Source organism: Ochrobactrum sp. WV_118_8 (genome assembly GCF_039631535.1).
GTDB lineage: Bacteria > Pseudomonadota > Alphaproteobacteria > Rhizobiales > Rhizobiaceae > Brucella > Brucella anthropi.
This window is the reverse complement of the sequence record NZ_JBDIUZ010000001.1, coordinates 816352-831903: the sequence shown is the minus strand read 5'-3', so window position 1 is coordinate 831903 and position 15552 is coordinate 816352. Positions and strand designations below refer to the sequence as shown.

The window sequence follows — 15552 nt, the reverse complement described above, 5'->3', positions numbered from 1 at the left end:
CTCTCTGTTTTTTATTTTTGAGAGCCGGTTATTCCGACTTCCCTTTGTCGAGCTTTTTGCTCTTCGTTGAGATGGAGAATAGGCGCGGTTTATTACCGACGGGCTTAATGAGTTAAGTTAACTTTTTCCTGCCTTTTCCTTTGGTTAGCAGATTGCAACCAGGTGTAAGAATTCGGAAATTCTTCTGAAGAAGTGTTTACTAAAACAAGCGGGCGGTTAATACCGCCCGCCTTACTCGATTAAATAGTGATACTTTATAGAACCTTGCCGGGGTTCATAATGCCCGCCGGATCGAAAGCTGACTTGATGCGGCGCATCAGGTCAAGCGCGACATCCTGCTTGAAGAAAGCCAGTTCTTCGCGCTTGAGCTGACCAATGCCGTGTTCTGCCGAAATCGAACCCGTATAGCTCGCGACGATCGTGTGGATACGGTGGTTCAGCTCGTGCCAACGCGCAAGAAAGGCTTCCTTGTCAGCGCCTACCGGCTGCGAAACGTTGTAATGCAGGTTGCCGTCGCCGATATGGCCGAAGCAAACGATGCGCGCACCGGGAATCATTTCCAGCGTCGCGGCATTGGCTTCGTGGATGAAGGCGGGGATGGATGCGACCGGCACAGATATATCGTGCTTGATCGAGCCACCTTCCGGCTTCTGCGCCCAGGACATTTCCTCGCGCATTTTCCAGAAGGACTGCGCCTGCGCAACGCTTTCGCCGATGGCCGCATCCTGAATAATATCGTTCTCGAAGGCTTCGGTCAGGATCGTTTCCAGCGTCGTGCGCGCATCTTCTTCTGAGCGGGTAGAAGAAATATCGATCAGTACATACCAGTCATGCGGGCTTTCGAGCGGATCGCGCACGCCATCGACATGGCGCACCGTAAACTCAACCCCCACGCGCGGCATCAATTCGAAGCCGGTCAGCGACGGGCCTGCATGTTCCGTTGCAAGCTGGAACAGGCGCAGCACGTCTTCCGGATTGCGCAGTCCTGCATAAGCCACGCCCTTGCCCTTCGGCTGCGGGAAGATTTTCAGCACCGCAGCCGTGATGACACCAAGCGTGCCTTCCGAACCGATGAAAAGGTCTTTCAGGTCGTAACCAGTATTGTCCTTCTTCACATAGCGAAGATCGTTGAGAATCTCGCCGGTCGGCAGCACAACCTCAAGGCCGAGGCAAAGCTCGCGCATGTTGCCATAGGCAAGCACTGCCGTGCCGCCAGCGTTGGAACCAAGATTGCCACCGATCTGGCATGAACCTTCGGCACCCAGCGACAGCGGAAACAGGCGACCGGCTTTTTCAGCAGCTTCCTGAAGGTTCTTCAGGATGACACCGGCTTCAAGCGTTACCAGATTGCCGACCGTATCGAGGTTACGGATACGGTTCATACGACCGAGCGACAGAATGATGGCTGCGCCGCTTTCATCGGGCTGCTGGCCACCAACGAGGCCCGTATTGCCACCCTGCGGCACCACCGGCGTTTTCGTCTCGCTGGCAAGTTTCATGATCGCCGCGACTTCTTCCGTCGAACCCGGACGAAGGACGAGAGGTGTGCGACCGTGATAGAGATCGCGCTGCTCGACGAGATAAGCGGCGAGATCTTCCGGCGCGGTGAGCGCATTCTTTTCGCCCACGATGGCGGAGAAACGTTCGATCAGAGCGGTGTCCAGCATAGTCTGCCTCTTACATAGGAGGATGTTAACGCGGGGCCGCCGCGCGTTTCAAACGGTCGTTGATGGCCTCGCCGAGGCCTTCAAAGGGGATAGGCTCGACGGCAATGGTGGTGGCACCTGTCGCGTCCAGCCTGCGCATGAAATCGAACAGATTGGCCGCGGCTTCGCGCAAATTGCCATCAGCGCTCAAGTTCATGATCACCTTTGCCGTATCGGCCCCGGCCACGCGCTGCGGGCCAAAGGCAAGCAGGGCTTCGCCCGGCTGCACCGAGCCGACACCGAGCCGCATCGCAGCATCAGGCGCATAATGCGAGGCCATCATGCCCGGCGCCTGAATTGCCGATGTGTGGTCGGCGCGCACGAGCTTCTCACCAATCACGGCTTCGATTTCTTCCGCAGCCAGTCCGCCCGGCCGGAGCAGATGCACTTTATTACCGTCAACCTTGACGATGGTGGATTCAACCCCAACGCCGCAGGGACCGGCATCGAGGATCAGATCAAGCTTGTTGCCGAGGTCGTCGGCAACGGCACGAGCGCTTGTTGGGCTGATGCGGCCTGACGTGTTGGCGCTTGGCGCTGCAACCGGACTGTCGAGCCCCTCGATGATATCGCGCACGCGGCCAAGCGGCATGCGGATGGCAAGGGTCGAAAGCCCGGCGGTTACAAGCGGATGGATCGGGCGATCCGTATCCTGCCTGTCCTTCAGCGGCAGCACGATGGTCAGCGGGCCGGGCCAGAACATCTCGGCAAGCTTGCGCGAAAGAGCGTCGAAAGTGACATAGCGCTCGGCCATCGCAATACCGCTCACATGCGCGATCAGCGGATTGAACTGAGGCCGCCCTTTGGCCGCGAAAATACCCGCCACACCCTCGCCGTTCGCAGCGTCGGCGGCAAGGCCATAAACGGTTTCGGTCGGAATGGCGACGAGACCGCCGCGCCGCAGCACTTCCACCGCGCGCTGGACTGCCTCATCATCGAATTTGACTATATCGGACACTGGTTTTCCGCCTCTCGAGCGTCCCAAGTTGGAGCGCATCCCGAAAAATGTGAAACGGTTTTCGGATAAGATGCGCATCAAAACAGACAGTTAGAGCGCCGGTCTGACACTATCAGATCGAAATGCGCTCCAAGCCCGTTCTGCCTACACAAGCTCTGGCCCCGGTGCAAGTGATGTGCAAGCAAGCTCGGACTCTATCCGGGCACAATCACGGCAAGACGATCATGATTGCGCATGAAAAATTGCGTTTTGTTAGGTTTTTCAGGGTATGGTGATATTATTCATGCGTGAGGTGAATAATGTTATCCCGATTTATCGCTATTTCGCTGACGGCCATCGGACTGCCCGCAATCGCTTCCGCAAACGGAGGCGAGCGCGCGGCATTGACCTATCAGGTCGGCTCCATCGATTATATCGGCTATGACAAGATCGGTGCCAACGGCCTGCCGGTTTGCGGCACCTGTGCGCAAAAGCAGGCAGCCGAACTGGACGCACAGAAGGAAATCGAGGCCCGCCGCAAGCGCGCCCGTGCCTATATGGCGCGCATGCAGGGTCAGCCCGTTCCGGACGATCTGCTTGAGCCAGCCGCCGCACCAGCAGAAGACTTTGACCCCACAAAGCCGGTGCGCGTCGTTGGCGATCCCTGGGCCGGCGCATCGGAAGAAATCGATCTCAGTTCGCTCGAACTCAGACCCAGCCTGAAATAAACAAAAATGGCGCCCGAAAGCGCCATATTTTTTATCGTACTGCCAATAGTCAGCCCGCGATTTTCGAGAAATCCGCCACTTTTCCAGTTGCCGCACGAATCTGGTCGAGCAAGGCCAGACGATTGGCGCGGACATTCTCGTCCTCGTCGTTCACCAGCACCTTTTCGAAGAACGTATCGACCGGACCACGCAGCTTGGCGAGCGCCAGCATCGCACCGTTGAAATCTTCACGGGCAATGGCAGCCTCGGCATCTTGCGAAGCCAGAGTGACGGCTTCGAACAGCGCCTTTTCTTCCGCTTCGTGGAGAAGAGACGCGCTTACGCTGTCTGCAACCTTCGTACCCTTCTTCTCTTCGGCAGCGAGAATGTTGGCGGCGCGCTTGGTGCCAGCCAGAAGGTTCTTGCCGTCTTCTTCGTTGATGAAGACGATCAGCGCTTCCAGTCGACGCGCGACCAGCAGCAGATTGTCGGCTTCCGGCGACAACACGGCATCAATGGCGTCGTAGCGTGCACCTTCTTCTTTCAGATGCACCTTGAAACGGTCATGGAGGAACGACAAGAGATCAGCCAGCACCGGCTCGGACGATGCTTCCGCCTCGGCGCGAACCTGCTTTTCATAGCTGGCCAATGCGTTGTCAACGTCCTGTTCGCCGTCGATATCACCGGAGTTTTCCCCAGCAAGCTTGGTTTCAAACTCGCGCAACTTGCGCTGGACCTGACCTTCTTTCAGCGCGGCAAAGGCCGAGCGGAAGAGCGGCAGCAGCGGGAACTTCCATTCCTGCGACAGCAGGAGACGGATCACACCCAATGCCGCACGACGCAGAGCAAACGGGTCCTTCGAGCCGGTCGGCTTTTCATCGATCGCCCAGAATCCGACCAACGTGTCGAGCTTGTCGGCAAGCGCGACGGCAACCGAAACCGGGTTCTTCGGCACAACATCGGACGGGCCTTGCGGCTTGTAGTGTTCTTCAATCGCAGCAGCGACGGCTTCATCTTCGCCCTGAAGCAACGCATATTTGCGACCCATTGCGCCCTGAAGTTCAGGGAATTCGCCGACAACTTCCGTGGTGAGGTCAGCCTTTGCCAGAACTGCCGCACGCGCTGCAAGTTTCGGATCGGCACCCACCAGCGGCGCAATCTGCGCAGCCAGTTCGCGAATGCGTTCAACGCGTGCGCCTTGCGTGCCAAGCTTGGCATGGAAGGTCACATTCAATGCATCCAGACGCGCCATGCGCTGATCGAGCGGCTTCTTCAGATCAAGACCGAACTTTTCCGCCGAAGCGGCCAGCTTGTCGAGGTCGGGCAGATCATGCTGATCTGTGTGCCAGAAATAGAGTGCATCCGACAGGCGTGCGCGCACGACCTTGCCGTTACCGTAAGCGATTTCCGTGCCGCCATCGCGGGCAGCGATGTTCGACACCAGAATGAACTTGTTGGAAAGCGCTTCGGCTTCGCCCTGCTTGCGAGTGACGAAGCACTTCTGGTTGGCGCGGATGGTGAGGCGGATGACTTCCGGCGGAATGGCCAGGAATTCTTCCTCGAATTCGCCCATCAGCACGACCGGCCATTCGACCAGACCGGACACTTCTTCCAGAAGCCCATCGTCTTCGACCAGCTCAAGACCGGAAGCGAAGGCGAGATTATGCGCGTCCTGCGAAATGATTTCCTTGCGGCGCTCGGCGTCGAGAACCACGAAAGCCTTTTCGAGTTTTTCGACATAATCCTCGAAGCGACGTACCTTGATTGGCTGACCGTCGCTCAGGAAACGATGGCCATAGGTGACATTACCCGACTTGATGCCATCGACATCGAAATCGATGACCACGGTTTCCTCGGTTTCGGGACCGAAGGTGCAGAGGATCGACTGCAGCGGACGCACCCAACGAAGCGAACCCGGCCTGGCCGAAGCCGCACCCCAGCGCATGGATTTCGGCCATGGGAAATTGCGGATCGTCTGCGGCACCAGTTCGGCGACGATCTCTTCCGCTGCGCGGCCCGGCTTCGTCAGATGGGCGACATAGAAATCACCCTTCTTCGGATCGGAGTGGACATGGGCTTGGGCGACATCCGTCAGACCGGCCTTGCGCAGAAAACCCTGAATGGCCTGTTCCGGTGCTGTGACCGACGGGCCCTTAATGTCTTCGTGCACGTCCTTGGAACGCACGGTGAGGCCGCGAATATCGAGCGTCAGACGACGTGGCGTCCAATAAGGGGTCGCAGCTTCATAGGTAAGACCGGCTTCCACCAGACCATCGGTAATCATCTTCTTCAGATCACCAGCAGCCTTGCGTTGCATGCGGGCGGGGATTTCTTCGGAAAAGAGTTCGAGCAACAAATCAGGCATGTTCTTTACTCGCCCTCACGCTTGAAATTGAAACCACCGGCATCCGTCAAAAGGAATGCCTCGCCGCACTGACGCGCAAGATTGCGCACGCGCAGAATATAGCTCTGACGCTCGGTAACCGAGATCACGCCGCGCGCATCCATCAGATTGAACACGTGGGATGCCTTGATGCACTGGTCATAGGCCGGGAAGACACTCTTATGCATTTGATGATTGGCGTTCGGACCAGGCGCACCAGCCTTCAGAATGGCCTCGCACTCGCGCTCGGCATCGATGAAATGCTGATGCAAAGCCTCGGTATTGGCCATTTCAAAGTTGTAGCGAGAATACTCCTGCTCAGCCTGCAGGAACACCTCGCCATAGGTGACCTTTTCATCACCTTCGAGACCGTTGAAGTTGAGGTCGTAAACATTGTCCACACCCTGCACATACATGGCGAGGCGTTCGAGACCATAGGTCAGCTCACCGGAAACCGGCGAGCATTCGATGCCGCAGACCTGCTGGAAATAGGTGAACTGCGACACTTCCATGCCGTCGCACCAGCATTCCCAGCCGAGACCCCATGCGCCGAGCGTCGGGCTTTCCCAGTCATCTTCCACGAAGCGCACGTCATGCAGCGTCGGATCGAGACCGATGGCGCGCAGCGAACCGAGATAGAGATCCTGAAGGTTCGGTGGCGATGGCTTGATGATCACCTGATACTGGTAATAGTGCTGGAGACGGTTCGGGTTTTCACCGTAACGGCCATCCTTTGGACGACGCGATGGCTGCACATAGGCAGCCTTCCACGGCTTCGGCCCCAGCGAACGCAGCGTCGTTGCCGGGTGGAACGTACCCGCACCCACTTCCATGTCATAGGGCTGCAAGATAGCGCAACCGTGCTCCGCCCAATAGTTATGGAGCGTCAGGATCAGACCCTGAAAGGAACGGGTGGGATGCATATGTGCTGGCAACGTACTGGACACGGGGTCGGGCCTTGTAATTGAAATGATGGCCCGGTCTAATTTGTCCGTAACGCAGGGTCAAGCACAGGCTGCCAGTTTCGGTGTCACACCATCTTGAAACCGGCAGCCTGAAGCTCTTAGTCAGTTGCCGGTTTTTCTGGAGCCTTGTCGGACGGTGCGGCAGGCGCAGGCGATTGTGCAGGAGCTTCCGGCTTCTGCTCGACAGGCTTTTTCTCGTCGGGCTTTGCAGCATCGGCAGAAGATTGCCCCGGGATATCCGGCAAACCCTTCTTCAGCTTCGCCTCGATCTTCACCAGATCTTCCGGCTCGGGCTTGCCTGCAATGGCATGGTTCCACTGGAATGTCGCTTCCAGAAGACGCCCGACACGCCAGTAGGCATCGCCCATATGGTCGTTGATCGTCGGGTCTTCCGGACGAAGCTTGACCGCCTTTTCCAGTTCGACCACCGCCTCGTCATACCGGCCCAGCATGTAATAGGCCCAGCCCAGCGAGTCGACGATATAGCCGTCCTGCGGACGCAGCTCGACCGCCTTCTTGATCATGCCCAGCGCTTCATCGAGATTTTCACCCCGGTCGACCCATGAATAACCAAGATAGTTCAGCACCTGTGGCTGATCGGGATAAAGCTCCAGCGCCTTGCGGAAATTGGGCTCCGCCTTGTCCCATTGCTTCAGGCGTTCATAGGCGATGCCGCGCTGGTAGAAGACCGGCCAGTCCTTGCGTTCCGGCGTCTTGATCTGTTCCACCGCAGCATCATAAATCTTCGCCGCATCGGCGAAATTCTTGTCCTGTGCATAGACACCACCGAGCGCCAGATAAGTGCGCATGTCGGTCTTGTCACGGTCGAGCAGAACTCTCAGCTGCTTGACGGCGTCGGCAGACTGGTCGTTTTCCGCCAGATTGAGTGCACGCTGCATTTCCGCATCACGACGATAAGGCGACTTCTCCGGCACGCGACCATAGTAGTCGATGGCCTTTTCCGGCTGGCGCAACTTGGCGGAAATATCGCCCAGCTGATAAAGCGTTGCGTCATTGTCCGGACGCAGCGGCAACGACATCTGCAGATAAAGCTTTGCAAAGGCTTCCGCGCCGCTGCGGTTGATCGCAGTGCCAAGAGTATAGAGCGCTTCGGCAGTCCCTTCCTGAGCGGTTTTGATCAGGCGGCCATATTTCTCGCCAGCCTCGATCTTTTCACGCATTTCGGTGATCGTCATGCGACCGTTCAAAAGCTCGGCTGCATCATTCAACGTCTTGATAGCACCTTCCTTGTCACCCTGACGAAGCTTGAAGGAGGCATAGGCCATCACGATGCGTTCGTAAGTGTCAGGGGCAGCGCTCCCGCCGGGCCGGTCGTCGATGGCCTGCTGGTAGAAATCACGCGCTTCCTGCTTCTGGCCGGCGAGATCGGCTATCAGTGCGGAATTATAGGTGCGGAACAGACCATACCATTCCGGTCCCTGCATTTTCTGGATATCGGCGAGCGCCTGTTTGGGGTTGCCCTGCCCGACCTTCACCCACGCGCTCATGAAGCCGGTCGCAAGGCGATCCATATCGGATTGCAGCGACAGCATCAGAAGCGGCCCGACCTTGCGATATTGCTTGCGGTCAATGGCGTCGATGGCCAGCGCCACGCGCGAAAAACGCTCGATGTCCGGGACGTTCTTCAGTTCTTCCGCCAGAGGCAGCGCATCCTTGAAACGGCCCTCCGTCAGCAAAACCAGTAGCAGATCCTGCTTGATCTGCGCATTGCCCGGATCGAAGGCCATAGCCTGACGATAGAAATCGACGGCGGTCGCGAGATTATTGTCGGATTCGGCGGTACGTCCGGCAAGATAGGCCCCGGCAAACGAACCGGCGCGGACAGGAGGCGGTGCAGGATCATTTGTCGCCTTGGCCAAAGCGCCGCTTGTCGGGATCGCGATTCCCGCCAGAAGCGAGAGCAGCAAACCATAAAGCGGGCGGTATTTCGATCCTTGCCGCATAAAGCCCTATCCTCTTCTCAAATCCCTGTGACAGATACCGGCAAGCAAACCCTCAAGTGGCTCAAAAGCCGGGGCACGCTGTCTCTTTGCCGGAAAAGGCACCCCAAGCATGGCCTTTTTGGGATGGCGGGGCAAGAAAAGCATCCGTGATGGGACGCTTTTCCTGAGTATTCTTCACCCGCAAGAAATGCTGGCGGTAGCTTGCAGCTGTTGCCTGTCAGTTCACGCGGCTGATGCAGAAATCAATGACTTCGATCAGCGCGTCCTTTTGAGGCGTCGCTTTCAGAGGTGCCAGAGCATCTCGGGCAATTTCGCCGAAATGCCGCGCGCGCTGCACCGTGTCGGCAATCGCGCCGTGCTTCGTCATCAGGCCGATGGCCTTTTCAAGCGAGGCGTCATCGCTCGCACCGTCTTCGATTGCGTGTTTCCAGAAAGCGCGCTCATCGTCGGTGCCGCGGCGATAGCTCAGAATCACCGGGAGCGTGATCTTGCCTTCGCGGAAATCGTCACCGGTATTCTTGCCGAGATCGGCTGCCGAGCCGCCATAATCGAGCGCGTCATCGACCAGCTGGAAGGCAAGACCGAGATTGAGGCCATAATCGCGCAGCGCCGCACGATCCGAACGCTGCGCGCCGGCGATGATCGGGCCGACTTCACCGGCAGCCGAGAACAGCGCCGCAGTCTTGGCCTTGATGACCGCCAGATATTCGTCTTCGGTGGTTTCCATGTTCTTGGCAGCGGCAAGCTGCATTACTTCGCCTTCGGCGATCACCGAAGCCGAGGTCGCCAGAACGTCGAGCGCGTCGAGCGAACCGACATCAACCATCATCTTGAAGGCCTGCCCCAGAAGGAAATCGCCAACGAGAACGCTGGCCTGGTTGCCCCAGATCATGCGCGCCGTGCTTTTTCCGCGCCGCAGATCGCTTTCATCAACCACATCGTCGTGCAGAAGCGTCGCAGTGTGCATGAATTCCACAGCAGTCGCGAGACGCACATGACCGTCGCCTTCGTAGCCGAACATGCGAGCTGCCGCGAGCGTCATCATGGGACGCAGGCGCTTGCCGCCTGAGGAAATCAGATGATTGGCGACTTCCGGTATCATTTCAACATCGGACCCGGCCCGGGAAAGGATCATCTCGTTCACCCGCGCCATATCGGCCTTTGTCAGATCGACAAGCGGTTGAACCGATCCTTCCTGTTTCTTTTTACCGTCCAGATTTAGAACCACACCCAATGCCATTTCTCCTAGCTGCCCGGCCACATTATTGAAACGGACCGGATTGCTCAAGACGCAACTGCCCCCAAAGCGCCCTCAAAGCGATACTATTCCAGCGCCTGTTCACCATTGAAGGAAGCTGTTGTCAATGCGGTGCATTCGCTACAAACTGTTCAAATGATCGAACTTATCCGTACGAATGATTCCGTTCTGCTGTCCTTTGCCGAGGCCTTGATGAAAGAGGCCGGGATCGCCTATTTCATTGCCGACACGAATATGAGCATCATCGAAGGCTCTTTGGGCGTATTGCCGCGCCGCCTTCTGGTCAGCGAAGAGCAGCTTGAAGAAGCAAGGCAGATTCTGATCGATGCCGAGATTGAACACGAACTGCGCGATCGATGACTTCGGAAGCAAGTTTTGAAACTGAAGATGAGGCTGGAGAAACGCTCGATGTGTTTCATCGTGGGGCGTTTCACCTCATCCAGCCCGCATTGAAAGGCCATCGTTCCGGTGTGGATGCGATGATTCTGGCAAGCTCCGTTCCAAACGGCTTTGCCGGGCGCGTTGCCGATCTTGGCAGCGGTGCGGGCGCTGCAGGGCTTGCTGTTGCGTCGCGCTGCCCTGACGCCAATATCACCCTCGTCGAACGTTCCGCTTTCATGGCGGGCTTTGCCCGCAGAAGTGTTGCGCATCCGCTGAACGCCGCTCTTGCAGGCCGTATCAGTGTGATCGAAGCCGACGTCGGCCTGAGAGGCAAGGCGCGCATCGCCGCAGGGCTTGTCGACAACAGTTTCGACTTCGTCATCATGAATCCGCCCTTCAACGAAGCGCGCGATCGCAGCACACCCGATCCGCTGAAGGCGGAAGCGCATGTCATGCCCGAAGGTATGTTCGAGCAATGGGTGCGCACTGCGGCGGCCATTGTGAAGCCTGGCGGAGGCATTGCCATTATTGCCCGACCCGGTTCGATTTCTTCCATCCTCGAAGCACTGTCGGGACGATTTGGCGGGCTGAGAATCATTCCCGTTCAGCCCCGCCCCGAAGCGGCGGCGATCCGTATTGTCGTGACAGGCACACGCGGGAGCCGCGCCGGTCTTTCGCTGATGCCGGCGCTTGTTCTCCACGGCAGCGACGGCCACGGCTTCACCCCACGCGCCAACGGCATCAATAACGGGCTCGACGCTCTGATCTAGAAACGCGGCTGTGCCAGCACGACCAGATTGCGGTCCGGGTCGTGCAATCTCAGAATCGTCGTATAGTCAGCTATCTCGACATTTCCGGGGCGAATCCCATCGAATGAAAGACGCGCATGTTCGGCTCGTACGTCGTGGACGATGAGTGTCAGTGTGCCGTGCCCTGCTTCCGCCGGGTTCTGGTAAAGCTGGAAGCCCGCACTCAACCCGTGATGCCATTCAGCCAGTCCCTGCATCGGTCGCGCATCGGGATTGCGATCGAAGATCGTGGCAAACCATTCCGTGCTGCGTTCGAGGTCGGAGCAATTGAGCTGGGCGAAAATAGCAGTGAGCACCATCGTGGTGTCCTCCCGGATCGGATAACACGGTAGCATTCCGGAAGTTCCGATAGTCCAGACCTGCCGATTTCGGTCCGAGCGGGTGATTTTGGTTGAAACCCTATATTCGAGCCAATATTCCTAAAACCGCAATTTTCGTTCTGCGGCTCCCCGCCGCCCTTTTCCGAAAAAGCGCAAACAGCAAAACGACAAGAACAGGCAACGGGAACCAATGAACCATAGCCCAAACCAAAGCCGCCCCGTATCCATCATGCGGCGCTTTCTGGATAGCGAATCTGCAGGGGGTGTAAGCCTCATGGTGGCGGCAGCGCTTGCGCTGATCGTGGCGAATTCTCCGTTCTCGCAGGCCTATTTCGATATACTGCACACTCATATCGGTCCGCTGAGTCTGACAGACTGGATCAACGATGCCTTGATGGCGGTGTTCTTCCTGCTTGTGGGGCTGGAGATCAAACGCGAATTTCTCGACGGTCAACTGGCAAGCTGGCCAAACCGAATGCTGCCCGGTATCGCCGCTGCGGGCGGCGTCATCCTGCCAGCCATCATCTTCACCGCTTTCAACTGGCACGACCCTGCCAAGGTACGCGGCTGGGCTGTGCCATCTGCCACCGACATCGCCTTCGCGCTCGGCGTTCTGTCGCTTCTGGGTTCACGGGTTCCTTCCAGCCTCAAGGTGTTTCTGGCGACACTTGCTATCCTGGACGATCTCGCAGCCGTCGTCATCATCGCCATTTTCTATACGGCTGAAATCTCCATGCCATATCTTGGCGGAGCTTTCGCCGCCGCTATCGTTCTTTTCGTCATGAACCGGATGGGCGTGATGAAGCTCCTGCCCTACCTGATCGGCGGAGCAGCGCTCTGGTTCTTCGTGTTGAATTCCGGTGTTCATGCAACGGTTGCAGGCGTGGTGACAGCACTTATGATTCCGCTGAAGGCCGCGCCCGGCAGGCCTGACGACATGACCTCGCCGCTGCATGTGCTGGAACACGCGCTGGCCAAGCCTGTTGCCTTCATCATCGTGCCGATTTTCGGCTTCGCCAATGCGGGCATATCGTTTGCCGGTCTCGATGCCTCGGTGATGCGGGATACACTCACGCTTGGCATTATGCTTGGCCTCTTCATCGGCAAACAGCTCGGCGTTTTCGGAGCCGCCTGGCTTGCGATCAAGACAGGTCTCGCACAAAAGCCGCTCGGGGCCACGTGGATCCAGCTTTACGGCGTGGCGGTCCTGTGCGGGATCGGCTTTACAATGAGCATCTTCATCGGCCTCCTCTCCTTCCCGTCCGATCTCATGCAGGCGGAAACGAAGATCGGTGTTCTGGCCGGTTCGGGCCTGTCGGCCATTTGCGGCTATATCCTGCTGCGGTTGGTCACAAAGCCGAAAAACACCTGACAGAAACGACATCACCGCCCGGAAAACAAAATTTCCGGGCGGTTTTCTTTGTGTTTCCCAAATGGCTTCCTACATTCCGGCTGAGAGCCTGAATGATTTCAGTTAGCAGGAGTTTGCCTTGCCCGGTTTATTGACGCGCCTTGTTCCACGCCGCTTCCGCCCGGTTTCCATCGAGATACCTGTCGTGCGGCTGCATGGTGCCATCATGTCCGGTGGATCTGCATTCCGTCCGATGCTTTCACTGGCGTCGACCGCAGCAGTCCTTGAAAAGGCGTTCACCGACAAGGAGACGCCCGCCGTCGCCATTTCGCTCAACTCGCCCGGCGGATCACCGGTTCAGTCCCGACTGATCTACCGGCGTATCCGCGACCTTGCCGCCGAACACCAGAAGAAGGTTTTTATCTTCGTCGAAGATGTTGCCGCCTCGGGTGGCTACATGATCGCGCTGGCTGGTGACGAAATCATCGCCGATCCGTCATCCATCGTGGGTTCTATCGGCGTGGTGTCGGCCTCGTTCGGCTTCCCCGAACTTCTGAAAAAGATCGGTGTGGAGCGCCGCGTCTATACGGCAGGCTCCAACAAGGTGACGCTCGACCCGTTCCAGCCGGAGAAGAAGGCCGACATCGAGCGGCTGAAATCACTGCAGCTCGAAATCCACGAGACCTTCATCGACATGGTGAAGGAACGGCGCGGTACGAAACTTGCAGAAGACAAGGACCTGTTTACCGGGCTGTTCTGGACCGGCATCAAGGGGCATGAGCTTGGCCTGATTGACGGGCTTGGCGATATGCGCAGCTTCCTGCGCAAAACCTACGGCGACAAGGTTAAGCTCAAGCTCGTGGAACAGAAACGCGGCCTTCTGGGGCGCAAGATGCCCGGCATTGATATGGCACTCGGTAATCTTGAACCGGCTTCCATTGCCGCGCATCTCGGCGACGGGCTGCTTTCAGTAGCCGAAGAAAAGGCACTTTGGGGCCGTTATGGCCTGTAAAAACAAAGCGAAGTCGAAAATCAGCGTCGATTTTCGAACCAAAGCTTTGAATTCCCTCGTTTCACCATGATATGGTGTCAGAAAGCGGGGTGGGCTGCTTCCCGCCCCTTCATGAACATTCGGCATTTCGGCGTTGCGATCCGGCGATCCGAAATGCGACCCTTAAGGACTTGAGGTCATGCCCCAGCTCATCTTTCTGCTGCTGATCATCGCCGCCGCCTGGTACGGCTATCGCTCGTTCAAGCGTGAAGCCTCGCGCGTGTCCCAGCGTGTGCGTCAGGCAGAAAAGGAAGCGCAGAACCGGGCTCAAGGCACGTTGGTGCAGGACCCTAAAACCGGCGAATATTACGTCAAGAAGGACTGACCTGTCTTGTAAGAGAGGTTGCCAACGAAGTGGTGCGGTTGCTCGCCGCAGCCGGATGCCATGTTTTCTCAAGAGCGGTTCCAATTTTAACAATGTCGTCGGAGCCGCTCCAACTATTTGTTTCATAGCATTTGCCTCACGCAAAACCGTTTCACACTTTTGCTGGAAATGCGCTATTCCCGGTCCGTAGCCAGAAATGACCCTTTCTCCGACAACCAAAACGCCCGCGAATGCCGGGGCCGCACATGCGGTGACGCGTCTGGCACCGGCCAAGATCAATCTCGCACTGCATGTTACAGGGCGTCGTGACGATGGCTATCATCTGCTCGATATGCTGGTGGTCTTTGCGCGCTATGGCGACATCATCCGTATCGAGCACGGCGAAAAGGATAGCTTCACGGTCAGCGGCCCTTTCGCAAAAGGCATACCGCTCGATGGTGGCAATCTGGTTCTCAAGGCACGCGAGGCCTTGCGTGATCATACGCAAAGGGCATTGCCGCCCGTCGCCGTTCATTTGGAAAAGAACCTTCCGATTGCGTCGGGTATAGGCGGCGGATCGAGCGATGCCGCAGCAACGCTGCTCGCGCTCGATGAATTGTGGGGGCTCGATCTCGGTTTAGAGCAACTCGCCGCGATGGGGCTTACCCTTGGCGCCGATCTGCCCATGTGCCTGCATGGCGCATCCAAGGGCACACCGCTTGCCGCGCGCGGCATCGGTGAAGACCTGAGCCTGGTTGTCGGATTTCCAGCCCTGCCGATGCTCCTCGTCAATGATGGAACCGCTGTTGCAACGCCGGATGTCTTTCGCGCACTCGACAAACGCGACCATCCAGCGCTGAACCTTGGCTCCCATGCAGATATCGCCCCCCTTTGCGCCTATCTGCAGACAACCCGCAATGATCTTCTGCCTCCGGCCCTAAAACTTGCCCCCCAGATCGGTGATAAACTTGACCTGCTTCGCGCAAGCGGATCGCTTTACGCACAGATGTCAGGCTCAGGTGCAACCTGTTATGCGATCTACAAAGATATGGCCGCCACAGAGCGGGCAGCAGCACTTCTCTTGGCCGAAAGACCCGACTGGTTCGTCATCGCAACCCAAACGGCTCCCTCCCAAAAGTAGTTTCTGAGCGGCCTCCCAACCGAAAGTCTGAAAAATCGCCCTATTGTTCACTCTCATTGGACAATATATTGGGACAGACTGTTCGCTCTTTTTGAACAAAATGCCTTTTACAACAGTTTCGTGAATACTGATATATAGTATAACTTATTGATTATATTTAGTTATTTCTCAGAAATTATCTACATTCCATAAAATTGGCTGCACGAATGTGTTATTAAGAAAACATTTTCGTGATTGGAACTTTTACCCACTGTCACCCATTTCAGCTACATCAG

14 protein-coding genes are annotated in these 15552 nt (G+C 57.3%); 7 read left to right on the top strand and 7 right to left on the bottom strand.

Going from position 1 to position 15552, the window contains the following annotated elements:
- Window positions 1-254: 254 nt before the first annotated feature.
- Together ABDF71_RS03910 and ABDF71_RS03905 are read right to left on the bottom strand one after the other, a co-directional pair.
- The gene (locus tag ABDF71_RS03910; RefSeq protein ID WP_125301874.1) at window positions 255-1667 is read right to left on the bottom strand and encodes an FAD-binding oxidoreductase; all 1413 of its coding nucleotides are present in this window, start codon (window positions 1665-1667) and stop codon (window positions 255-257) included.
- 25 nt (window positions 1668-1692) lie between these two features.
- On the bottom strand, window positions 1693-2703 hold the full coding sequence (locus tag ABDF71_RS03905; RefSeq protein WP_210341993.1) for an L-threonylcarbamoyladenylate synthase: 1011 nt from the start codon (window positions 2701-2703) through the stop codon (window positions 1693-1695).
- Window positions 2704-2963: 260 nt separating this feature from the next.
- Here ABDF71_RS03905 and ABDF71_RS03900 point away from each other — a divergent pair, with 260 nt between their 5' ends.
- Window positions 2964-3371: a hypothetical protein gene (locus ABDF71_RS03900; protein WP_125301879.1), complete on the top strand. Its 408-nt coding sequence runs from the start codon at window positions 2964-2966 to the stop codon at window positions 3369-3371.
- A gap of 49 nt (window positions 3372-3420) precedes the next feature.
- Here the strand turns inward: ABDF71_RS03900 and glyS are convergent, their stop codons facing one another.
- The 4 genes from glyS to ABDF71_RS03880 form a co-directional block, all read right to left on the bottom strand.
- Entirely contained in the window at window positions 3421-5715 is a 2295-nt protein-coding gene (gene glyS / locus ABDF71_RS03895; protein WP_151615821.1) for a glycine--tRNA ligase subunit beta, read from the bottom strand.
- A 5-nt stretch (window positions 5716-5720) separates the two neighbouring features.
- Window positions 5721-6656 carry a glycine--tRNA ligase subunit alpha gene (locus ABDF71_RS03890; protein ID WP_010658342.1) on the bottom strand — a complete coding sequence of 312 codons (936 nt, stop codon included), beginning with the start codon at window positions 6654-6656 and terminating at the stop codon, window positions 5721-5723.
- A gap of 140 nt (window positions 6657-6796) precedes the next feature.
- The gene (locus ABDF71_RS03885; RefSeq protein ID WP_010658341.1) at window positions 6797-8662 is read right to left on the bottom strand and encodes a tetratricopeptide repeat protein; all 1866 of its coding nucleotides are present in this window, start codon (window positions 8660-8662) and stop codon (window positions 6797-6799) included.
- A gap of 217 nt (window positions 8663-8879) precedes the next feature.
- Entirely contained in the window at window positions 8880-9896 is a 1017-nt protein-coding gene (locus ABDF71_RS03880) for a polyprenyl synthetase family protein (protein ID WP_010658340.1), read from the bottom strand.
- Window positions 9897-10055: 159 nt separating this feature from the next.
- Here ABDF71_RS03880 and ABDF71_RS03875 point away from each other — a divergent pair, with 159 nt between their 5' ends.
- Both ABDF71_RS03875 and ABDF71_RS03870 read left to right on the top strand, forming a co-directional pair.
- Window positions 10056-10280, top strand: coding sequence for a putative signal transducing protein (locus ABDF71_RS03875; protein WP_010658339.1), 225 nt, complete (start codon window positions 10056-10058; stop codon window positions 10278-10280).
- Entirely contained in the window at window positions 10277-11071 is a 795-nt protein-coding gene (locus tag ABDF71_RS03870; protein ID WP_012090795.1) for a tRNA1(Val) (adenine(37)-N6)-methyltransferase, read from the top strand. The genes ABDF71_RS03875 and ABDF71_RS03870 overlap by 4 nt, the downstream gene beginning before the upstream one ends.
- Here the strand turns inward: ABDF71_RS03870 and ABDF71_RS03865 are convergent.
- Window positions 11068-11409, bottom strand: coding sequence for a VOC family protein (locus ABDF71_RS03865; protein ID WP_012090794.1), 342 nt, complete (start codon window positions 11407-11409; stop codon window positions 11068-11070). The genes ABDF71_RS03870 and ABDF71_RS03865 overlap by 4 nt on opposite strands.
- 211 nt (window positions 11410-11620) lie before the next feature.
- Between ABDF71_RS03865 and nhaA the strand changes: the two genes are divergently transcribed.
- From nhaA to ABDF71_RS03845, 4 genes are all read left to right on the top strand, one after another.
- Window positions 11621-12802, top strand: coding sequence for a Na+/H+ antiporter NhaA (gene nhaA / locus ABDF71_RS03860; RefSeq protein ID WP_012090793.1), 1182 nt, complete (start codon window positions 11621-11623; stop codon window positions 12800-12802).
- A gap of 118 nt (window positions 12803-12920) precedes the next feature.
- Window positions 12921-13793, top strand: a complete 873-nt coding sequence (locus ABDF71_RS03855) for a S49 family peptidase (protein WP_043062699.1) — start codon at window positions 12921-12923, stop codon at window positions 13791-13793.
- A 178-nt stretch (window positions 13794-13971) separates the two neighbouring features.
- Window positions 13972-14157: a membrane protein gene (locus ABDF71_RS03850; RefSeq protein WP_010658334.1), complete on the top strand. Its 186-nt coding sequence runs from the start codon at window positions 13972-13974 to the stop codon at window positions 14155-14157.
- A 196-nt stretch (window positions 14158-14353) separates the two neighbouring features.
- A complete protein-coding gene (locus ABDF71_RS03845; protein WP_151615822.1) occupies window positions 14354-15277 on the top strand; it encodes a 4-(cytidine 5'-diphospho)-2-C-methyl-D-erythritol kinase in 924 nt (307 codons plus the stop codon).
- Window positions 15278-15552 lie beyond the last annotated feature (275 nt).